The following is a 19777-nucleotide window of genomic DNA, read 5'->3' on the forward strand; positions in this document are numbered from 1 at the left end:
CTGAGCGAGGAGTAACTTTGGTCAACATAGCTCAGGTCTCCATCACGCCCTTGCGGCCCATCAGTCCACGCGGACGAACCAGAAGGATAATAACTGCAACAAGGTAGATAATGATTTGGTCGATGCCTGGCAGAATGGTTTTCACCTCGTTCATACTCGCAAAGCTCTGCAAAATACCAAGGAGAAAGCCGGCAGAAACAGCGCCGGGCAACGAGCCCATACCGCCAACCACAACCACAACAAAGGAGAGCACAAGAAAGTCCATGCCCATGTGGTAGTCAGGCGGCAAAATTGGCGTGTACATCACTCCGGCCAGTCCTGCGACCATGGCAGCAATGGCGAAAACAAGGGTGAAACGTCGCTCGATATTGATGCCAAGAAAACCAACAGTTTCTCGGTCAGCCATGCCTGCACGAACAACCATACCAAAGGTGGTAAACTGTAGGAATGCGAACACTGAACCGATTATGCCAAGCGAGAAGAAGAGATAAACAATACGCCATTGCGGGTAAACAATAGTGCCGGGGTCAAAGCCGATCAGTGTACCCAAATCCATCGCACCACGCACGACGTCTGGTGCAGCCTGCGGAATTGGGTTTGCGCCGAAATATGACTTCACAATCTCTTGCAGCACGATGGCAAGGCCAAATGTCACCAAAATCTGTTCCGCATGCGGGCGCTTGTAAAAATGCCGGATCAGTCCGCGCTCCATCACATACCCGAAGAGCAGCATGAGTGGAACTGCAAGCAAAATTGACAAGGGAACTGAGTAGTTGAGCAGTGTCGTTCCCGTGTCACCCAGCCAGACTTCTATGTAAGGTGTGCGGGTTTCTAAAGGAGTGCCCCATGCCGTTATTTTGGTCGGATCGACAACGACTTGCTCTAGGCTTATCACATGGTTGAATGCCACTGCGCAGAAGGCGCCCAGCATAAACAACGCCCCATGGGCGAAGTTTACAACTCCAAGTGTCCCAAAAATAAGCGTCAGGCCCAACGCGATCAGTGCGTAGGCACCGCCCTTATCAAGGCCGTTGAGAATTTGAAGAACGATGGCATCCATCGGCCCTTCTCCCTTCTATGTCTGTGAGAGGGTGCAAGGCATCCACTGCGGCAAGTCAACCGTTCATGAGGGAGCCATGACCCGGCTGCAGACGTGATGCAGCCGGGCAAAGGTTTTTGTTAGACCTTGTAAGGTCCAAGCTCACCACCAAAGATTTCTGGGTCATAGGTGACCTGAGCAGATGGTGTGACTTCGACAACTTCAAGAAGGTCAAAGCGAGACGTTGCGTTCTCGTTACCCTTCACAACCAACACATCTTTGAAGCACTGGTGATCAGCGCCGCGGTAAAGGGTTGGACCGTTCCCCATTCCGTCAAACTGATGGTCTTCCAAAGCCTTGATGACTTCAGCAGGGTTAAAGGTGCCAGCACGCTCACAGGCATCTGCATAAAGCAGCGTTTGAACGTAACAGGTGTGTGCAGCCTGGGATGGTGGGAAACCATATTCCTGACCAAACGACTTAACGAAGGCTTTTGAACCTTCATCCTGCAAAGACCAGTTCCAGTTGGTCGTTCCGTAAATACCTTTGATGTTCTCGCCAGCACCTTGTGCCATGAGACGGGAGTAGAGCGGTACGATGATCTCAAAGTTCTTGCCGTTCACCAGCTTGTCACGCAGGCCAAACTGAACAGCCTGTGTCAGAGAGTTGATCATGTCCTTACCGTAGTGGTTCAGGATCAACACATCTGCGCCAGAGTTCAGAACAGGAGCAATGTACTGCGAGAAGTCACCGGCACCTAGCGGGGTACGTACTTTGTTGACGGTCTCCCAGCCAAGGCCTTCTGTGGTGTTGGCGATAGATTCTTCCTGTGTCCAGCCCCATGTGTAGTCGGCAGTCAGATGGTAAGCACGGCGATCCTTGCCCATTTGCTTTTCAAGCACTGGGCCCAGAGCTGCTCCGGACATATAGGCGTTGAAGAAGTGGCGGAAACCATAACGGCGCTTGTCTTTACCGGTGGTGTCGTTGGAGTGTGTCAGGCCACACATGAACACGATGCCCATTTCCTGGGCCAAAGATTGTTGAGCAATCGCAACACCAGAGGATGAACCTCCAGACCACATGATAACGCCGTCTTTTTCCACCATACGCTTGGCAGAGGCACGTGCAGCATCAGACTTGGTCTGAGTATCTCCAGTTACATACTCAACCTTCTTTCCAAGAATACCGTTCCCTTCCAGGGAAAGGGGCTTCATGGTGTTCAACATGCCACCATCACCTTCACCATTCAGGTGTTTAACGGCGAGTTGGTATGCACGCAATTCGTCAGCGCCTTCATCGGCATAGGCGCCGGTTTGTGGAACGTTGAAACCAAATGTAACGCTCTTAGAATTGGTAGGGTCATTGCGGAAGTTTGTATCCGCCCATGCATTACGTGTAATAATCGTTGGCGTTGCAAGAACCAGTCCGCTGGCTGCACCCGCCTTTAATAGACTACGCCGATTAATCGGCCTGCGAAAATTACTCATGAAATCCTCCCGAAAGGCATACTGCCCAGTTTTGGAGCGTGAACAGGCCCCGTCCTCCCCAGAACCTTATGTGAAGTCTCACGATCTTTCGCTGGAAACATTACACATATCACGCAGAGTAAATCGTAGTTGGTTAGTAATATGAATCGCAATTCGACTTATGGTTTTTAAACCAAAGGTTAATGCTAGTTATTAGTATAGGAGATACTGTAATTCTTTTGTCTATATTGATTTTAGTATTGTGTTGCAGCGCAAACTTAACTTTGATTAATTTAATTCATTCTGCGTAATTTCCGAAATGTGGCCTTAGAACGCAGAGTTAAGGGAAAACACCAGCGTGTGCCCCCTAACGAGGATAGCCGATGTTCGTTGTTTAGTTGAAAAACAAACATCGGCTATCTCGTGGTGCAGTATGTTATGTGTGCAAGTGCGTTGCTTACTTTAAATCACTTAGGAAATGCCGAACCGAGGCTTTTAGATCGCAAGCTTGCTGAGATAAAACTGCAGCTGCATCTAAAACGCTGATCGCTGTTGTGTCGGTTTGCATAGCCGCCGCTTGCACCTGTCCGATGCTTTGAGAAACCTGTGTTGTCCCTGCCGCAGCATCGCTGATGTTAGAAGCAATCGAATGAGTAGCGATACCTTGTTGTTCTACTGCACTGGCAATTGCATTGGCACTTAGGCTCATCTCTGAAATGACGTCTTTGATATCAGAAATTGCCTGTTTCGACTCAGTTGTGCTCTCTTGAATTCCAGAGATCTGCGCGCTGATCTTTACCGTTGCACTTGCAGTTTGTTCTGCAAGAGATTTCACCTCGTGTGCGACGACAGCAAAGCCCTTGCCCAGCTCGCCAGCCCGTGCCGCCTCAATCGTTGCATTAAGCGCAAGAAGGTGGGTTTGCTCGGAGATCTTATTAATTAAATCAATAATATCACCAATCTCAATTGCGACATTCGAAAGGCGGCTTACCTGTTCAAATGCTTTTGTTGATGCTTCCGTAGCGTTTGTAGCAGTAATCGTCGTTTTATGGACCTGCTCTGCAATTTCGGAAATTGCCAGTCCCAGTTCTTCTGTCGCGCTGCGCACAGCATCTACATTCTGCGATGCGTCGATGGACGTGGTTGCCACGTCAGAGCTAATCTGGTTGGTTAAATCAGCCGTTTGGGAAAGAGACTTCGCAGAGCCATGCAAATCATCGGCGGTATTTGTGATGGAACTTGCAACGTGTCCGACAGACCCCTCAAAGCTGTCTACTAACTTACGCAGAAAGGCTTGGCGGATTTCTGCGCCAGTCTGATCATAGACAGTGAGTGCAAGGTCCATATCCAGCAAAATAACCTTATGAAGGATACCCTGGAGGTTTCTAGCTGACCGCTGAGCGCGTGAGAAAATGCGTATTGTTGCCTGATTGCTTAGAGCTGCATTCAACAAACTGCCCAAACAACTATAAGCACCAATATACCATCTGGGGGTCAAGCCCAGGCGCTGATGCGTCCTGCCAATGCGCTGAACAGAATCTGCATAATGCTGATCAAGCTCACCGCTGCAAATGAGCCCCCAATGCTCAAGCTGCTTACTCTTTGCATGAGCCATATGAGCATCATTTTCGAATATAGCTAGAGTTTCTGGAAAGCTCCGTATGTGATTGTAGAAATCATCCAAAACGCTTGGCATGATCTTCATAATGATTTCTTTGGAATTTCGTAATTCTTCCAGTTCTGACAAAGATATACAGTGATACCTAAGCCGACCCTCAATAGTGTCACTCATTAAAATTCGATACCTGTTGAATTATCGTTTTTACTTCTTTGGGTTGTTGTTCATGGGAATGTGTCATTCTCAGAATAAAAAAAGCACAAACTAAAATAATTAGTCTAGGTATGGAAGATTAGCTCTATTTACCTATCGTAATTGGTAGGGTGCTTGCAGGCGTAAATTGCATTTATATTTTGATAATTTTTGATAAAGATCAATGTTCCCCTATGAGTACTGCTTTCTTGTAGTATATGACCAGCGCTAGGCAATAAAAATGATAGCTCTAATGTTTTTAGTAAAATTCAATATAAAAAGCATTTTCAGCTTTGGAGTAAGGTTGAGGTACCTATGAAGTTAACTGGGATGACAGATGTAGCGGTTCGCATTTTGATGCTCATGGCTGTCAACCGGAACGACAAGTGGACGATTGATCGCTTGTCTGAGGCAACCAACACTGGGCGTCCGCAGGTCGCCAAGGTCGTGCAGATATTGAACCGAAAAGGGTATATCAAGTCTCGTCGTGGGCGCTTAGGTGGGCTCATGCTTGCACATGCTCCTGCTTCCATAAACATCGGCAAACTTATCCGCACTGTTGAAGATAACTTCGCACTTGTGGAGTGCTTTTCCTGTAACACGACAAAATCATGCCCCTTAGCTGGTGTGTGCAGGTTCAGGGGTAAGCTAAAGGGAGCATTGGATTCATTTATGGGAGAGTTGGATTCAATTTTTCTCACGCAAATAATTGAAAATGCAGAAGAAATTAAAACGAGTGTTGGAGCAGATACAGACCGCACGCTCAAGCTCTCTGCATAAATAAAAGCAATAAATCAAAATTTGAATAACTGGGTTTCGTGAGCATTAACTGAGAGTGATCATTATCTCGCAGTGCTCACGCCTGCTTAAGACTGTTTCGCGAAAATCATGCCATGTTTATGTGAACTCTGTACCTATCGGCACAGGGTTTTGTCCATTTTGGGCACTAGCGAATTGTTCGGCGCAGGCAATTTTTATGAGACGAGTCAGGTACTCAATTTCTCTTAAACTGGCAATCATCTCAGTTGTCGCTATTGCTCTATCTTACCTCGCTCTCACATTTCTTGTTGTTATTCAGTGGGAAAGAACGCTGGAACTGCAAAGTGGGCAACTCTCCCAAATCGCGGAGAACCAGTTTTCAGCAGCGCTTGAGCGAGACGTGGTCCTGGTACGCCACCGTATTCAGTCGCAGTTAGACGAGACGGCAGCCAGCCTTTCCGCGATTGGCGGAAAAGGTGATATTGTAAAAGCTGCTGAAACACGCGTATGGGCTGGTGATGTGAATATCTTATCGCTGGTTCAAGAAGGCACTCCGCTGGATGCAATCATTCTTCTAAACTATCGGGGGCAGATTGTTGGAGCCTCCAAGCGCGAAGATCCTGGCCTGTTACAAAAGCAACTCCTAAAAGTTCAACTGAAGCACACGCCGAGTACGATTTGGAGGCCTGCAATAGGTAAGGGACCGGCAATAAGATACACATTGCTGCCTGCAACGCAGTTTGACCCGCTGTTACCGCGAGAACCCTCGACAGGTGTCTCGCAGGTGCTATATTCTTCGCTGGTCGACCCGGGAACAAAGTGGCGTGGTGCATTGGTTGCCCAAAGGTGGTTTCCCTTTAACTCTGAGGTAATAAATGAATATAGCCAGATCTCTGGGGCAGAGATCGCGATTTTCTATGACGATAAGCTGGTAGGCGCCTCGCCAAACGTACCAGTTCAAGCACTGCAAAAACCGGGAAGCCTGGACAGACTTAAAATCTTGAATACCGCGTTTGAGTTTTGCGATGACGGCCCTCCACCTCTTGTTATTTGCGCCTTCAAACCCTTGGAAGCATTGCTGGACGCGCAACAGCGGCTTCGTAATGTAGGAGAGGAAACCAGCGGGCAGACCCTTGAAAGGTTGATCGTACTGGGATTTGCGGCCTGCTTCATCATCTTCATCGTTGCCTTGTTTGTGTCTCGAAAAATGTCCCAGCCACTGCAGAGGATCGCTGACGCGCTTTCCGATGTCGCTGGCGGCAACTTTGATGTTCGGGTCGAAGGAACCCGAAGAATGGATGAGGTGGGCGAGATTGCACGTGCCGTTAAAGTGCTGCAGGCGTCCGCGCGTGAACGTGACAGTCTACGTCTGAATATCCAGAAAACAAACAAGGAGTTACGTAAGAAAGAGCAAGAGCTGGTAAAGCAGAATACGTTGTTCGATGCGGCTTTGAACAATATGTCTCATGGATTGTGCATGTTCGACACACAGAAAAGACTGATCGCGTATAATCAACGCTTCGATGATATTTTCGGCTGTGCGCGGGGTGATGCGAAAATTGGCACAACATGGGATGAAATGGTCGAAACAATGCCTCTGGCGGAACCCTCATTTGAGGAGAGAGACCAAATCTCCGTCGCTCAACAGCTGTGGCCCAGTACAATGCGCAGTACGTTCACACTGATATTGCAAAGTGAACAGGTTATTCTAATGACCCTTGAACCCCAGGATGGCGGTGGGTGGGTTGCAATTTTTGAAGATATCACCGACAGGCAGCGCATCAGTGATCATCTGAGCTATTTGGCGACGCACGATGCACTCACTAAACTCCCCAACCGGCTTCTTTTGAATGAGCGTTTGCAGGAAATGAAGCAAGCAGCTCTTGAGCAAGATGAGCAGTTTGGAATCTTATGGATCGACCTTGATGAGTTTAAAACGATCAATGATTCCCTGGGGCATGCAGTTGGCGACAAGCTTTTGTGCCATGTCGCCAAAATTTTGCGAGAGCAAGTGAGCAACAAAGAGATGGTTGCCCGTCTCGGCGGCGATGAGTTCGCTATCCTGTCAAAACTTCCGGCCTCCCGCGATGAACTCGAAAATATCGCCAAGGAAATTCTCAAGGTTGTTGCATCTCCGTGCTTTTTGGAAGGGCATGAGATTGTTGTTGCGGCGAGCGTTGGCATTGCGATGTTTAGCAAAAGACACCAAAATGTTGATGAGCTGATCCGGTTTGCAGATCTTGCCCTGTATCAGGCCAAAAACGATGGCCGCAGCACCTATCGCTTCTTTGAGGATGATATGGCTGCCAAGATTAAGCAACGCCAGACCTTGATCACTGATCTGTATAAGGCAACTGCCAACCGAGAGCTGGAGGTCTATTTCCAGCCGCAAGTGACGCTTGAAAATGGAGAAATCTCCGGCTTTGAAGCTTTGTTGCGATGGAACCACTCGCGTTATGGCTTCATTTCTCCAATTGAGTTTATCCCTCTGGCAGAGGAAACCGGCCTCATTCTCGAAATTGGTGCCTGGGTGTTGGAAGAAGCATGCTTTCTTGCAGCCTCCTGGCCTAAGCCGGTAAATCTGTCAGTGAACCTTTCTCCTCGGCAGATTTACTGCGAACAGCTTCTTCCCGTGGTTGATGATGTGCTGACACGCACCGGGCTGGACCCAGGGCGTCTTGAGTTGGAGGTGACGGAGACAATGCTGTTGGCAGATCATTTGCGTGTTCGCCAAACCTTGGCAAAGCTACAGGAAGGCGGTGTCAAAATCTCTATGGATGATTTTGGGACTGGCTACTCGTCTTTGAGTACACTTCGCCGCTTTCCGTTTGACAGAATTAAAGTCGATAGATCCTTCGTGATGAGTATGAGCAAGGATGATGACGCTCGTTTCATCGTAAATTCGGTGATCGATCTGGCAAATAGCCTTGGTATTGTGACCACAGCGGAAGGCGTGGAAACTAAAGAAATTGCAGAGCAGCTGAAAGCAGAAGGGTGCACTGAGGCACAGGGCTATTATTTTGGTAAACCATCTCCCCCAAACCAGGCGTTGGTCTGGATGTTGGGAGAGGCGAACGGAATCTCACTAGAAGACCAAGTCAACAAGAAGCAAAACAAAACAAAACAGTAGGTCACGTTGGCGTTGTCATCGCTGCGCAGGCATAGGCTGGTGTCTAGGTCGTGATTATTCTGCAGGTTCCATCGCGGCGGTGTTGTCTTCCCGGTTTGAAGCAAGGTCCCACGATTGGAAGTTAGGAATACGTGCATAGGTCGCCTGTGCGTCGACAAATACACTCTCAAGACCTGCTAAAAACTCAAAGGAACCAGCCACATAAGCCATGTCAAACTCTGTCAGGTCTGGAAGCAGTGTTTTTATAATTTCCTTTGCATTGTCGCTTTGAAGGTCGGCAAATATCAGATGGACACCCCGGTGATTAAGCCAGTTAAATGCCTGCTGAAACTTGTCTTCTTTCAGGGAACGATCAAGAATAAGCACTTTCTCGCGCCGTGGCTGTCCCATGACAGAGCTCAACGCGATGGCCCAGATAGGTGCCAAGCTGTTCTCACCTGCAACCATGATGAGTCGTTCGTCATCATGTCCAAGGAACGACGAGCCATAAGGGCCGATAATACCAACACGTCCCTTAAAGTCGCTCTTTTTTGTCAGCATCTCAAAAAGATCAGGCGTGGTTGCCCGCTCAATGAAGAAGATCAGCGTGTTAAACTCAGTACCAGCATCCAAAGCAAAACTGGCGAACAGGTTCACCTGCACCTGGCCCCGAAAATCAACATGATAATACTGGCCAGGACGCCACGAAATGGGTTTTGTGAAGCTTAGGCGTAATTCGATGAGGTCTTCAGAAACCCGGCGAAATGCAGAAACATTGCCCTTGAGCGCTTGCAACTCAGATGTGACTGGTACTCTGATTTCCGCATCACCTATGACGGTCGCTTTGCAAGCCAGCACGGTGCTTTTCAGCTGCGTTCCGTTAGCATTCACGGTGCCAGACACGACTGTAAGGCGCGTGCTCTCACACGTGTTATTCCCACAGTCGCACTGCAAGGCCATGCCACTTTGTTTGACAGCATCCAGGAGGGGGGTATCAATCTCGGCCCGAACGACGGTGCCATTGATAGTGATAGTCGCCATAGTGCTGTTCATGGACACCCGTGTTGCTCCGGATAGGTGATTGGCTGTTCTAAGCGCGTTAAACTTATAAAATCACAGGTTGAATACCAGATAAAATTCTGAATCATGTACGTGATTATCACAATTTTAACGATAAGTAGTCACGCGGCTATTTGTAGTTATCTTTGACGCCTTAATCCTTGTCAAATGTTGCTATGACGAGATGCCCGGGCACCGGCTCACCTTGCTCAGAGCGAACTGTGATTGGAGAAAGATCGAGGACGGAGAAATTATTCTTGGCCAGCAGGTCACGAATATAGCTTTCAGCATGTGCAAAGCGATGGTATTTGCCAACCGCAAACTGCTGAGTGCCCAATACGTCTGCAGGCTGTGTTTCAGAAGAGAATGCGAAGACGCCCTTTTGTGCAATGTTACTGGCAACACCGGCAAAAAACTCTTCCAACTCGCCCATATATGGCAGAACATCAGTGGCGACGATGAGGTCCCATCGCTCGTCTTCATCAACCTTTAAAAACTCAACGACTTCGCCAACGTAGAGGTCATCATAGATTTCCTTTTCGTCTGCAATTTCAACCATGCCCTCTGCAATGTCGACGCCGGTTTTGTGCGGGACAAAATCATGCAGTGCTGCGCCGGAAAGACCTGTACCACACCCCAGGTCCAGAAGCCGCTTGAATGGTCCAAGCTCTAGCTTCTCGATTCTGTCGCGTACCATCAACGGCACGGAATAACCAAGCTGATCAACCAGTACCATGTCGAAGACTTCAGCATGCTGGTCAAAGAGCGTGCTCACATACGCATCAGGGGCTTTAGAAGGCGCTTGGCCCTTGCCCATGCTTGCAAGGCGAACGACGACACCCCCATGATCTTCAGGGTCCAGTTCTAGGACTTGCTTATAGGCTTCTGCTGCCTCATCAAACTTGCCGGCTTTCTCCAAGTCCAAGGCTCGGTTATACGCTTCGGCAAGTGCTTCATTGTCAATTTTTGTCATGGTGACAGGTTAGCCGTTGTAAGATTGAAGTTAAGGGTCTTCCTTACACAATAACTCTATCAAAATCTATGCGATGCATAAGGTTTTATTGATGCGCCAGAGTAAGTTAAATTGACCACGTCGATTAAAATACGCTGATCACTTTTAAATCAGAGGTGAAGCTGAGCTGATAGAACCAAGGCTGGTGAGCAGTGAGGTTCATATGGAAGGCGCGCAACCCGAACTAATTGAGATTGATGCATTCACGACCATTACAATCGCAATCTTAGTTTTGTTTGTCGGACGTGAGCTCGTTCGAAGGAATAAGGCATTACGCAAACTCACTATTCCCGACCCTCTGGCGGGAGGGGTTCTCTGTGCGGTCTTGGTAACTGTGCTCACAGTTTGGTGGGGAATTAAACTCAAGTTCTCGACGGGGCCTATCGATTTTTTTCTCGTGTACTTCTTCGCCGCAATCGGTCTTCGCGCTAAAGTGAGTGATCTTCTTACCGGCGGTAAACCGCTGGTAATATTAATCATCATCTCCTCCGTGTTCTTGGGAATCCAAAATTTTGTAGGTATGGGAGCCGCTAGTGTTTATGGCTACCCAATTCATACTGGTATCATCGCAGGGTCGGTTTCATTGTCTGGTGGTGTCGGTACGACGCTTGCTTGGGCGCCGATCTTTGCATCTGAGCTCGGCATTACAAACGCTCAGGAAATCGGCATTGCATGTAACACTGTTGGCATTGTGTCTGCCTGTATCATCGGCGGCCCGATCGCTCAGTACTTAATGAAGAGGCACAAGCTGTCAGGCTCCAGAAGTACCGAAGAGGCCGTTGGCCAGAGCTTCAAGGATGACGGCAAACTGACCTTGCATTACTACGATGTGTTGGGGGCGGTCTTCTTCATCAACCTTGCGATTTTCTTAGGGTACATACTGTATCTGGCATTGGAAGAGGCTGGTGTTGTTATCCCTGTCTTCGTCCCGGTTCTCGTTGTTGGTATCCTTATCAATAACATTGGCCGCTTATTGTTCCGGAACTTCGACAATGTTGGCCGTGAAAAAGGCATGGCCATGATCTCGGACATCTCTTTGGGGATCTTCCTGAGCATTGCGTTGATGACAATGGACTTGCTCGTTGTCTGGCAATTTATGGGCTTTGTTGCACTTGTGATGTCGCTGCAAATCGCTCTTGCGATTGTGTATGCTCTCTTCGTCGTGTTTATCGCTATGGGTAAAGACTATGATGCGGCAGTTATTTCAGCCGGCTTTGGCGGAATTGCGCTTGGTTCAACGGCCACTGCGGTGTTGAACATGACGTCCGTAACGCGTCAGTTTGGTGCCTCGCCCAAGGCCTTCCTCATCGTGCCTTTGACCTGCGGATTCTTCATCGACTTGATGAATACCTGGGTAATTTCAAGCCTGTCGGGCCTCTGATCAAGGCCGCACGAGCAGATAGCGCGAGATAGTTGCATAAGGCCCTGCCTCATAGTGCAATAACTCCATGGTGTCAGAGTTGATTACACGACCTTGCATTGTGCCACTGTCGGGGTGTTCCACCAAGGTTACGGAAACACCGTCCCAGCCAATCATGCCAATCACTGGCTCTTTTGACTTCGAAACCTCTGAGATTCCATTATGATCGCGGCCAGAGCCGGGGCCGACTTGCCAAAAGAAAACCCCTTCCAGCACAGGCCCCGTTTGTTCATCTATGCGTAAGTGGGAGGGGCCATTTTCCTGGCTTTGGATATCCCGGTGCCAGTACACCGCGTCCTTTTTGACAACGACCCATTGTCCAACCAGTTCCGGATAGCGTTGTGGTGGCTTTCCATCCATTGAGAAAGCAACAAGAGCGGAGCAGGCCAGCATCAGTGCCGCTATCACAGCTTGCATAGGCAGTTTCCATCGCCTCATGTGTGCCTCCCCTTTGAACAGAACGCCCTACCGCATCACATCTATGACAATTCATAAATCCCTGGGATCTGACTTAGTAGTTCAGATCAAAGGTATCTGCCTAACAAGGGAGGGGAGGGAGGAAGCGCGCAATGGCTTGCCGAAAAGAAACTCTTGGCGAACTGAGAGATAGAACATATAGTGAACGTATATTGATTCAGGCCTGTGCCTCGCAGGCTGGTTAGAGTATCTATAGGATATTGAATATGTCAAAAATCGCAGTGATCCTTACCCAGGGGTTTGCAGACTGGGAATATGCTTTGATTGCCGGAACAGGCGGCCCGTTTTTTAACATGCAAGTTGAATTTTTTGCCCCGGAAGCTGAAGAGCTGACATCTCAGGGTGGGCTGACTGCCATTGTTTTGCGCACTTTGGATGAGATCAAGGGGTTTCAACCCAATGTGATTGTAGTGGTCGGGGGGACGATTTGGGAGAGCGAGAAGGCCCCTGATATTTCCAGCCTGCTTCAATCGCATCACGAAAAGGGTGTCACTGTCTCAGGTATTTGTGGTGGAACACTTGCGCTGGCCAGAGCAGGCCTTCTCAATGAGGTTGCTCACACCTCAAACAACGCAGTTTATCTAAAGCAAAATGTACAGCACTATACTGGCGAGCAGAATTACTGTGACAGCGCCGTTGCCATCTCTGCTGGCAACGTGATTTCAGCGCCTGGAATTGCGCCAGTCTCATTCTCAGCTGCAGTATTTGAGGCTGCCGGGCTGAATGCTGACGCGCTTCAACAATTCAGAGCTATGCTTGCAGCTGAACATACGCAGCACACGCAAGAGCTTATGAGTTAAGTCCCAAATCAGTGCTCCGAATTGTCGGGGCACTGATGCTAGGGTATTAGATCAGTTCACGCCGTACTGTTCGCCGAAGGCTTCAATAACCTCCTGACAACCAGTGGAGACGTTGGCTTGGTTCTCTTTTAAACATGTTAGAATCCGGCCTCCACCCATGTCCACCTCTGAACACTGTGTCTCAATGTCAGGTGCACATATGGCGAGTGCCTCGTTTGCGTTTGCAAAGAGAAGGTCCATTGCATCTGCGAAATCATCAATCGAGTTGGCACATTGCGCGCTAAGCTGATCTTCATGCGCATACATGCAGGCGAAGAGGCGTCCGTTTCCTGGATTTACTTTCTCGCAATAGGACGTGATTTCTGTCTCACATGCTTCCAAAACACCCGGAGCTGGCTCGTTGGAAAGTGCAGCATGACTGAAAGCCAGTGTCATGAACACGAGGCTAATGAAGATGGAGCCAATGAATTTGATCATATTTGTTCTCCAGTAGTGCGGAATTAGGGGTTCACGACAACGTAAACAGTTGCGCCATTTTGTTGGACAGCACGGTAATAGACGCCGCCGCAATTGTAGTAAGCGTTGTAAGGCCTGCATCCCGATATCGACTGACGGTAGTTGACATAGGCGTTTGTCCTGCGAGATGTGCGGCGCGCCGTGCGTCTGGCAGTGTTGCGCTGGGCATTTTGAGCATTGGCTTGGCCAATTGATAAGAAGAGTCCCGCGCTGGCTGGAACAGAAGAAAATTCGACCGGGCTGGTATAACCTACCGAGAACGCGATAACCGCTGCCGCAAGTAAATGCATCCGCATAGCTGTCTCCCTGTTTGATAATTCTATCGGGCTTACGCAGGGCCAACGGGTCATTTTTCAGCTTGTACCGCTTTCCGCCGCATTCTGGCGCATGCTTGGGCACAAAGCTTAGGGTTCTGTTTCGCGTGCAATTCGTGTTTTAGATATACCTATCCTAGAGGCGCTTGAGCCCAGTCCAGCTCAAGTCAGCATCAAAACTTGATGGGTTTAAACTATCAATTTTTACAAATATCTAGCTTTCGATAATAGCATGTGGTGCAAGGCCACGAATGAAAAACGCAGAGCAAAAGCCCTGCGTTTTGAAGTTTAATAACTCGGCTCAACCAAGGGGTTGTTAGAGCGGAAGCTCGCTCACACCGCCGTTGGCAGCGGACCATTCCAGTGGGTTGTGAAGGAACTTTTCTACTTCATTCAGCTTTTCAGTGGTGAAGTAGTTGTTGGTGCGGCACACCTTCAAAATGTCGTGCCAAGTGGCAAGGTAGTGCAGGTTCACGCCATGCTCAGCCAGCTTGCCCTTCGTCTCCGGGAAGATGTCGTAGTAAAATACAACCAGAGTGTCAGTCACCTCTGCCCCAGCGGTACGTAGCGCTTCACAGAACTTGATCTTAGAGCCTCCGTCCGTGGTCAGGTCTTCCACCAACAGCACGTTCTGGCCTTCATGGATATCGCCTTCAATCTGCGCGTCGCGGCCATACCCTTTCGGCTTTTTACGCACGTATTGCATTGGCAATGCCATCTTGTCTGCAATCCATGCTGCAAAAGGAATACCAGCGGTTTCACCGCCCGCAATGGCGTCAAACTTTTCAAAGCCAGCGTCGCGCAGCAATGTTGCTACGGCAAACTCCATCAAGGTGCCACGAATGCGCGGGTAGGAGATCAACTTGCGGCAGTCGATGTAAACCGGGCTCGCAAGGCCAGATGCCAGTATGTAAGGCTCTTCTGGACGGAAGTTCACCGCCTTGATTTCCATAAGCATCTTGGCGGTCAGTTCCGCCATCACTTCACGGTCTGGAAAAGAATTGGAAAACATCACAGTCCCTCAAGTCACAGTAGGTGGCCGAAGCGCATTTCAAAAAACGCAGTTTTTCAAAGCGCGCCTATTTATATTAAGAAAAAGCAGCTTGCCCCGGCCATATTAGGTGCAAACTGCTTTGAAACGTTTCTTTAATTTTCTACCTTCCAGAATAAATCAAATCCTGGATTGAAAACGGTCACCGGCCCATCCGGTGTTGGAATATGAGGCGGATAACTGACCTTCTCGCCTGTCTTCACCAAATCAATGGTGGCCTCATTGGGGGCCATGCCATAAAACGCCGGGCCGTTGAGTGAGGTAAACGCTTCCAGCTTGTCCAGCGCGCCTTCCTCTTCAAACACATGGGCCAGACAGCTCATTGTGTTCACAGCAGAGAAGATACCTGCACAACCACATTCGCAAAGTTTGTTTTGGTCAAGGTGCGGGGCGCTATCTGTACCAAGGAAGAAGCGTGCATCGCCAGAAGTTGCGGCAGCGCGCAGGGCAAGGCGATGCTTTTCACGCTTTGCCACTGGTAGGCAGTAGAAATGAGGCTTGATCCCGCCAACAAGAATGTCGTTGCGATTGATGATTAGGTGGTGGGTGGTAATGGTCGCCGCCAGGTTATCGCCACCGGATAAGGCATAGTTGACCCCTTCCTCGGTGGTGATGTGCTCCATAACCACTTTCAAGGTAGGGAACTTGCGCCGGATAGGGTCCAGCACCGTTTCAATGAACACTGCTTCCCGGTCAAAAATATCCACGTCTGAAGTTGTAACTTCACCGTGTACGAGCAAAGGCAGGCCAATTTCAGCCATGCGCTCCAGTACACCGGTTACCTTGTCAAAATCAGTCACGCCACTTTGAGAGTTGGTGGTTGCCCCCGCTGGGTATAGTTTTACGGCAGTGATGAGGCCAGACTTTGCTGCTGCTTCCAGGTCGTCTGCATCCGTCGTTTCAGTCAAGTAAAGCGTCATCAAAGGCGTAAAGACATGGCCGTCAGGCAATGCAGCCAAAATACGATCACGATAAACTGCAGCATCTGCACTGGTCACAACTGGTGGCACCAGATTGGGCATGATGATGGCTCGGCCAAAATTCTCGGAGGTGGAAGGAAGAACTGACTCCAACATGTCACCATCACGTAAGTGCAGGTGCCAGTCATCTGGCCGTCGAAGGGTCAGGCGGGTCTCAGTCATAATTATGCTCCGTATGGTCGAGAGGCGACGCGGGTCTGGTTTAAAACCCATTGCCAGCAGATCTCAAGACAGAAGTGTGGTCTGCCCGCTCCTGTATAAACATGCAGCTTAGGGAAATCGCTGTGAAGACGAAAGGCGCGACGTCAAATCGAAAATCCCAGCAGGAGGTATAAACCCCTATCCACATCTTTCCCGTAAAGCTTCTCTTCGCAGGTTTCAAGAGCGAATCTACCTGTCAATTATCGGCAAGGGGCAAGCCCCAAATTTATATGGATTGATCTGGCAAGTGAGTTATCATAATGTTCTTGTTATGTACTTGATTGAATCTTTTTTTGTTCCCGTTTTTATACGTGAGTCCCACGCGTTTTCTGGCAAGAATATTTGTTCCAATGACAGTCTTTTTAAGCAAACCATCCCCATCTGGCCACCCAGCCCCCAAGGAGAAGATCGCCTCCTTAAAATCACGCGCCCCTGTTCGCCACGGCGCAGGTGAACAGGGGTGCGTGCACTTCATAGAAGACGTTATTCGCTCCACTATGCTTTATGATCTGCTGAAAGTCCTTCGCGATGCCCGCCTGCCAGATGCATGGTTGGCGTCAGGTGCGATTTATCAAAGTGTTTGGAATGCACTGACAGGACGGGATCCAACCCATGGCATTAACGACTACGATCTGATCTACTTTGACGAGACGGACACTTCATACGAAGCTGAGGACCGTGTGATCACACAGGTTGCTGCGGCCTGTGCTCCACTTGGTTTGCAGGTTGAAACCCGCAATCAGGCACGCGTACACCTCTGGTTTCCTGACCACTTTGGGATAGATTACCCAAAACTGGGCTGTTCGTTGGAGTCGCTTCTCTATTACGCATCAACAACACACTCCGTCGCAGCATGTCTTCACGATGATGATCGCCTTCAAATTGAAGCCCCGTTTGGGTTGGAGGCAATGTTCACGATGCAATTGCTACCCAATAAAGTGTTGGCGAATGAAGAGACGTTTACCCGCAAGGCGCACCGACAGACAGAAGACTGGCAGGAACTTACGATTGTGCCGTGGTGAGGTGTCACACAATTGATGCTTCGCTAGGAAAGGGCTTTCTTTCACCCTAAAGTACAAGCCGTTTGTAGGCTCCTACCAATATCAGTGAGGAGACATTGGGTAAAAATACGAGTATCCTCTGGTCACCATTCTTCAGCCATGTTTACCAAGGTCTAACCCCCTAATGGATTATCTCACTGAAATATTTTAGTATTTAGAAAGAATGGAAATAACCGGGCAGGCGTTATCAAGGCTATGCGTAAAACAATGCGTCAATCTGCTTTGGCCAATGCGAATTTGGAATACTTAGATCAAGCAATGCTTGCAGACCCTCAAACAGCCAGTGAGGACGATCGCAAACGCATTCTTGAGTTGGTTTTGAGGTCCAATTCACATTTGATTGCCGCGATGAAAGGGGTCAGATCACTGCGCCTGCCGGATTGTTGTATTTCAGGGCCTTCGATTGCGTGGCCTTTATGGGCAGCTTTAAAGGGCACTCCGGCATTACCGGGCAGCAATCAGCTATACATCTCTTATTATGACCCATCAAAGCATGCGCTTGAAAAAGAAGTCACCTATTTGCGCCACATCCGTCAAATCTTAAGTACGGGTCCATATCAGGTCCAGTTGTCCAATCAGGCAAGCCATGTCACGCAGCACGAAACGGTAGGCTTGAAAAACGAAGTTCCCATTACCTGCACACCAGAAGCTCTCCTTAGAGATCCTGTTCAAACATACGCCCTTGGCGTCCGGCTTGAGGCGAACAATACATTCTCCGTATTGGCGCCCTTTGGACTTTCAGGCGTGTTTTCAATGAAAATGGAACGCAATCTGGCGTTCTGCGATGAAGAGGACTTCCTCATCAAACTACGCCGCGTGGAAACCATGTGGCCGCGCGTTTCATTTAGGTGATTTTCGTAAATGAGCGCCTCCCCAATGCCTGCAATGGAACTCTAGGCCAGAGTTGATAGGAAGGGGCATTCTATGCTTTGCAAAGCTGGCGTGTCTTACGTTCAATAACGCTCAGGTGCTGCTTTCGGGACGTATCGCTAGAGCTGTCCATATTATAATGGGCTGCGTACTTTGTTTTGACCTTGGGATTGCAAACTAAGCGAACGCCGCGCAATACCGTTCGTTTACCGGGGGCACCCATCAAAAAGGTAAGCCAGCGAGAAGCACCACAGCTGGTAAAAACGGCAAGCTTCTTCACGTTCTGCAAGTTGGGCTTAAGTGCACCATCCGCAGTAAGGGTGAAGGCAACGCCAGGCACCAGCACGCGATCCAACCAGCCCTTAATCATCGCAGGCAAGCCATACCACCATGTAGGGTAAATGAAGATCAACGTATCGCAGCTGTTTAAAGCACTGACATAAGGCTCTACGCTTTGTTGGTTCTGGCTGGGGTTCAGATAGGCGTCCAGCTCATCCTTGGAGAGGACTGGCTGAAATCCATCACGATAAAGGTCAATGAGATCGAAGCTTACATGTTCGTCGCCAAGCGTTTGTAACACCTGATTGAGCACTGCCTTGCTGAAGCTCTCCGGGTTCGGGTGACAAAAAACAATCAGGACATGCATGAAGTCGCCCAGTTTTAAGGTTCAACGGCCAGCATAAGCTACATCTTATAAGGAGCACAGCAGAGAAGGCTCAGGTGCAAGCCTATGATGACACAAAACAGTGTGAAGCAAAAATCCAGCCAAACTTGCCCGACAAATCCCCTAAGTGCACAGCAATAACGCTATTTAAAGTTTCCCTGCTGAGTGTCACTTACATCAAGGATATCAGAGACCGTCAGGACTGCCGGTGTGTCACCATCATTTTTAACCCAGTGCTGGACGTTAGAGTTTTCGTTGATCACATCACCAAGGCGGTGAACAACAGGTTCACGGCATTCATTACTATACTCAAGAAACTGGCCTTGGGTCACAAGAGCAAGAGCCGGACGATTCTCATGCCCGTGCAACATAACATGGCCACCGGGTTGAACCGTAATCGTGCGCATCCGCAGTTGATGATCTTTGATAGCGACATTCTCACGCCCAAGGTCGATGGCATCGAGTTCTTGTGTGGCGACGAGGTAGTTCTGAGTAGGTGCACGACTATCAATGGCAGAACCTTCTTTTCCGGGAGGGCATTGGCCAGCGTGGACCAGAGAAGTCGCAAAGCCGATGGAAAGTGAGGCGGTTATGATGAGTGCCGATATCTTCATAGTTCTCTCCAAGTCTCTGCCTAGACGATACCCCAGGTGTTTAAGCTAGGCCTGAGCAAATTCAACGCTTGTTGAACCGACGATTTAAAGACTGCCTAAAACTTGTCGAAACGGCATTGAAGAGGAAAAGAGAGATACGTTCAATCAAGGTACGCACCTTCCGTTAAGGTGATGTTGTGAGCCTGTATTTGTCTGTTAAAGTTGGTTTCAGAGTTGGAATGGCGGGTTTCTGCCGATTAGGAATGTTTTACACACGGGGACGCGATGTTTCTGTATTTTCTGACATTTTTGGGTTGACGGTTCGCACGCTCAGGCCTATAACCCAGCTCATCGAGAGCGACGGTGCTGCCGGCGACGGGACGCTTCGCTCTTGAGTTGCTCGAAAGGATTGATTGCTTAGGCGGATTAGAGATGATCTGAACTAAGTGATTTACTCTTTTGAGTATAGGGTGAGAGCCCGGTTCATTGACAATTGAATATGATAGGAAGAGAAACGTGGACGGCGGTTATTCGCGAGTAGCTTGGCAACAAGTTACTGTTACGGAATAACTGACA

General features: G+C 49.0%; 19 protein-coding genes. 7 read left to right on the forward strand and 12 right to left on the reverse strand.

All coding sequences use genetic code 11. The features are described from left to right. Nucleotides 1-31 precede the first annotated feature (31 nt). The 3 genes from BMZ51_RS08390 to BMZ51_RS08400 form a co-directional block, all read right to left on the reverse strand. Nucleotides 32-1060 (reverse strand): branched-chain amino acid ABC transporter permease, encoded by a 1029-nt coding sequence (locus BMZ51_RS08390; RefSeq protein WP_068005383.1) that lies wholly within the window; start codon nucleotides 1058-1060, stop codon nucleotides 32-34. Nucleotides 1061-1179: 119 nt separating this feature from the next. Then, on the reverse strand, nucleotides 1180-2526 hold the full coding sequence (locus BMZ51_RS08395) for a substrate-binding protein (protein ID WP_068005381.1): 1347 nt from the start codon (nucleotides 2524-2526) through the stop codon (nucleotides 1180-1182). Nucleotides 2527-2962: 436 nt separating this feature from the next. Then, a complete protein-coding gene (locus BMZ51_RS08400; RefSeq protein WP_074881920.1) occupies nucleotides 2963-4297 on the reverse strand; it encodes a globin-coupled sensor protein in 1335 nt (444 codons plus the stop codon). A gap of 333 nt (nucleotides 4298-4630) precedes the next feature. Between BMZ51_RS08400 and BMZ51_RS08405 the strand changes: the two genes are divergently transcribed. Together BMZ51_RS08405 and BMZ51_RS08410 are read left to right on the forward strand one after the other, a co-directional pair. Further along, a complete protein-coding gene (locus BMZ51_RS08405; RefSeq protein WP_208979361.1) occupies nucleotides 4631-5095 on the forward strand; it encodes an RrF2 family transcriptional regulator in 465 nt (154 codons plus the stop codon). Between the two features lie 196 nt (nucleotides 5096-5291). Continuing rightward, on the forward strand, nucleotides 5292-8204 hold the full coding sequence (locus BMZ51_RS08410; protein ID WP_068005379.1) for a putative bifunctional diguanylate cyclase/phosphodiesterase: 2913 nt from the start codon (nucleotides 5292-5294) through the stop codon (nucleotides 8202-8204). 54 nt (nucleotides 8205-8258) lie between these two features. Here the strand turns inward: BMZ51_RS08410 and BMZ51_RS08415 are convergent, their stop codons facing one another. Together BMZ51_RS08415 and BMZ51_RS08420 are read right to left on the reverse strand one after the other, a co-directional pair. Beyond that, a complete protein-coding gene (locus tag BMZ51_RS08415; protein ID WP_068005377.1) occupies nucleotides 8259-9224 on the reverse strand; it encodes a 2Fe-2S iron-sulfur cluster binding domain-containing protein in 966 nt (321 codons plus the stop codon). A 172-nt stretch (nucleotides 9225-9396) separates the two neighbouring features. Continuing rightward, a complete protein-coding gene (locus tag BMZ51_RS08420) occupies nucleotides 9397-10215 on the reverse strand; it encodes a class I SAM-dependent methyltransferase (RefSeq protein WP_068005376.1) in 819 nt (272 codons plus the stop codon). A gap of 202 nt (nucleotides 10216-10417) precedes the next feature. On the opposite strand from BMZ51_RS08420, the gene gltS reads away from it, so the two are divergent. Continuing rightward, nucleotides 10418-11635, forward strand: a complete 1218-nt coding sequence (gene gltS, locus BMZ51_RS08425; protein ID WP_068005374.1) for a sodium/glutamate symporter — start codon at nucleotides 10418-10420, stop codon at nucleotides 11633-11635. Here gltS and BMZ51_RS08430 read toward each other — a convergent pair whose 3' ends face one another. Then, nucleotides 11636-12112 (reverse strand): hypothetical protein, encoded by a 477-nt coding sequence (locus BMZ51_RS08430; protein ID WP_139201352.1) that lies wholly within the window; start codon nucleotides 12110-12112, stop codon nucleotides 11636-11638. Nucleotides 12113-12357: 245 nt separating this feature from the next. Here BMZ51_RS08430 and BMZ51_RS08435 point away from each other — a divergent pair, with 245 nt between their 5' ends. Continuing rightward, the gene (locus BMZ51_RS08435; protein WP_068005370.1) at nucleotides 12358-12951 is read left to right on the forward strand and encodes a DJ-1/PfpI family protein; all 594 of its coding nucleotides are present in this window, start codon (nucleotides 12358-12360) and stop codon (nucleotides 12949-12951) included. Nucleotides 12952-13002: 51 nt separating this feature from the next. Here BMZ51_RS08435 and BMZ51_RS08440 read toward each other — a convergent pair whose 3' ends face one another. From BMZ51_RS08440 to pyrC, 4 genes are all read right to left on the reverse strand, one after another. Further along, on the reverse strand, nucleotides 13003-13428 hold the full coding sequence (locus BMZ51_RS08440; RefSeq protein ID WP_068005369.1) for a cysteine rich repeat-containing protein: 426 nt from the start codon (nucleotides 13426-13428) through the stop codon (nucleotides 13003-13005). Nucleotides 13429-13451: 23 nt separating this feature from the next. Then, nucleotides 13452-13763, reverse strand: a complete 312-nt coding sequence (locus tag BMZ51_RS08445) for a hypothetical protein (RefSeq protein ID WP_074881922.1) — start codon at nucleotides 13761-13763, stop codon at nucleotides 13452-13454. A gap of 334 nt (nucleotides 13764-14097) precedes the next feature. Then, on the reverse strand, nucleotides 14098-14793 hold the full coding sequence (locus BMZ51_RS08450) for an orotate phosphoribosyltransferase (protein ID WP_068005368.1): 696 nt from the start codon (nucleotides 14791-14793) through the stop codon (nucleotides 14098-14100). A 134-nt stretch (nucleotides 14794-14927) separates the two neighbouring features. Beyond that, entirely contained in the window at nucleotides 14928-15974 is a 1047-nt protein-coding gene (gene pyrC / locus BMZ51_RS08455; protein WP_068005366.1) for a dihydroorotase, read from the reverse strand. A 389-nt stretch (nucleotides 15975-16363) separates the two neighbouring features. Between pyrC and BMZ51_RS08460 the strand changes: the two genes are divergently transcribed. Further along, a complete protein-coding gene (locus BMZ51_RS08460; protein ID WP_068005364.1) occupies nucleotides 16364-17035 on the forward strand; it encodes a nucleotidyltransferase family protein in 672 nt (223 codons plus the stop codon). Nucleotides 17036-17269: 234 nt separating this feature from the next. Continuing rightward, nucleotides 17270-17926 (forward strand): nucleotidyltransferase family protein, encoded by a 657-nt coding sequence (locus tag BMZ51_RS08465; RefSeq protein WP_208979362.1) that lies wholly within the window; start codon nucleotides 17270-17272, stop codon nucleotides 17924-17926. Nucleotides 17927-17996: 70 nt separating this feature from the next. Here the strand turns inward: BMZ51_RS08465 and BMZ51_RS08470 are convergent, their stop codons facing one another. Together BMZ51_RS08470 and BMZ51_RS08475 are read right to left on the reverse strand one after the other, a co-directional pair. Further along, the gene (locus BMZ51_RS08470; RefSeq protein ID WP_068005362.1) at nucleotides 17997-18590 is read right to left on the reverse strand and encodes an NAD(P)H-dependent oxidoreductase; all 594 of its coding nucleotides are present in this window, start codon (nucleotides 18588-18590) and stop codon (nucleotides 17997-17999) included. 161 nt (nucleotides 18591-18751) lie between these two features. After that, a complete protein-coding gene (locus BMZ51_RS08475; RefSeq protein ID WP_082825609.1) occupies nucleotides 18752-19222 on the reverse strand; it encodes a cupin domain-containing protein in 471 nt (156 codons plus the stop codon). 242 nt (nucleotides 19223-19464) lie between these two features. Here BMZ51_RS08475 and BMZ51_RS24615 point away from each other — a divergent pair, with 242 nt between their 5' ends. Further along, nucleotides 19465-19596, forward strand: a complete 132-nt coding sequence (locus tag BMZ51_RS24615) for a hypothetical protein (protein ID WP_275078206.1) — start codon at nucleotides 19465-19467, stop codon at nucleotides 19594-19596. Nucleotides 19597-19777: the final 181 nt, after the last annotated feature.

The sequence above is a fragment of the Pseudovibrio axinellae genome (assembly GCF_900110875.1).
Taxonomy (GTDB): domain Bacteria; phylum Pseudomonadota; class Alphaproteobacteria; order Rhizobiales; family Stappiaceae; genus Pseudovibrio; species Pseudovibrio axinellae.

Bases quoted from the DNA above. Each gene is read 5' to 3' on its own strand.
- BMZ51_RS08390 (WP_068005383.1), bottom strand. From the start codon at position 1,060: ATGGATGCCATCGTTCTTCAAATTCTCAACGGCCTTGATAAGGGCGGT.
- BMZ51_RS08395 (WP_068005381.1), bottom strand. From the start codon at position 2,526: ATGAGTAATTTTCGCAGGCCGATTAATCGGCGTAGTCTATTAAAGGCG.
- BMZ51_RS08400 (WP_074881920.1), bottom strand. From the start codon at position 4,297: ATGAGTGACACTATTGAGGGTCGGCTTAGGTATCACTGTATATCTTTG.
- BMZ51_RS08405 (WP_208979361.1), top strand. From the start codon at position 4,631: ATGAAGTTAACTGGGATGACAGATGTAGCGGTTCGCATTTTGATGCTC.
- BMZ51_RS08410 (WP_068005379.1), top strand. From the start codon at position 5,292: ATGAGACGAGTCAGGTACTCAATTTCTCTTAAACTGGCAATCATCTCA.
- BMZ51_RS08415 (WP_068005377.1), bottom strand. From the start codon at position 9,224: ATGGCGACTATCACTATCAATGGCACCGTCGTTCGGGCCGAGATTGAT.
- BMZ51_RS08420 (WP_068005376.1), bottom strand. From the start codon at position 10,215: ATGACAAAAATTGACAATGAAGCACTTGCCGAAGCGTATAACCGAGCC.
- gltS (WP_068005374.1), top strand. From the start codon at position 10,418: ATGGAAGGCGCGCAACCCGAACTAATTGAGATTGATGCATTCACGACC.
- BMZ51_RS08430 (WP_139201352.1), bottom strand. From the start codon at position 12,112: ATGAGGCGATGGAAACTGCCTATGCAAGCTGTGATAGCGGCACTGATG.
- BMZ51_RS08435 (WP_068005370.1), top strand. From the start codon at position 12,358: ATGTCAAAAATCGCAGTGATCCTTACCCAGGGGTTTGCAGACTGGGAA.
- BMZ51_RS08440 (WP_068005369.1), bottom strand. From the start codon at position 13,428: ATGATCAAATTCATTGGCTCCATCTTCATTAGCCTCGTGTTCATGACA.
- BMZ51_RS08445 (WP_074881922.1), bottom strand. From the start codon at position 13,763: ATGCGGATGCATTTACTTGCGGCAGCGGTTATCGCGTTCTCGGTAGGT.
- BMZ51_RS08450 (WP_068005368.1), bottom strand. From the start codon at position 14,793: ATGTTTTCCAATTCTTTTCCAGACCGTGAAGTGATGGCGGAACTGACC.
- pyrC (WP_068005366.1), bottom strand. From the start codon at position 15,974: ATGACTGAGACCCGCCTGACCCTTCGACGGCCAGATGACTGGCACCTG.
- BMZ51_RS08460 (WP_068005364.1), top strand. From the start codon at position 16,364: ATGACAGTCTTTTTAAGCAAACCATCCCCATCTGGCCACCCAGCCCCC.
- BMZ51_RS08465 (WP_208979362.1), top strand. From the start codon at position 17,270: ATGCGTAAAACAATGCGTCAATCTGCTTTGGCCAATGCGAATTTGGAA.
- BMZ51_RS08470 (WP_068005362.1), bottom strand. From the start codon at position 18,590: ATGCATGTCCTGATTGTTTTTTGTCACCCGAACCCGGAGAGCTTCAGC.
- BMZ51_RS08475 (WP_082825609.1), bottom strand. From the start codon at position 19,222: ATGAAGATATCGGCACTCATCATAACCGCCTCACTTTCCATCGGCTTT.
- BMZ51_RS24615 (WP_275078206.1), top strand. From the start codon at position 19,465: ATGTTTTACACACGGGGACGCGATGTTTCTGTATTTTCTGACATTTTT.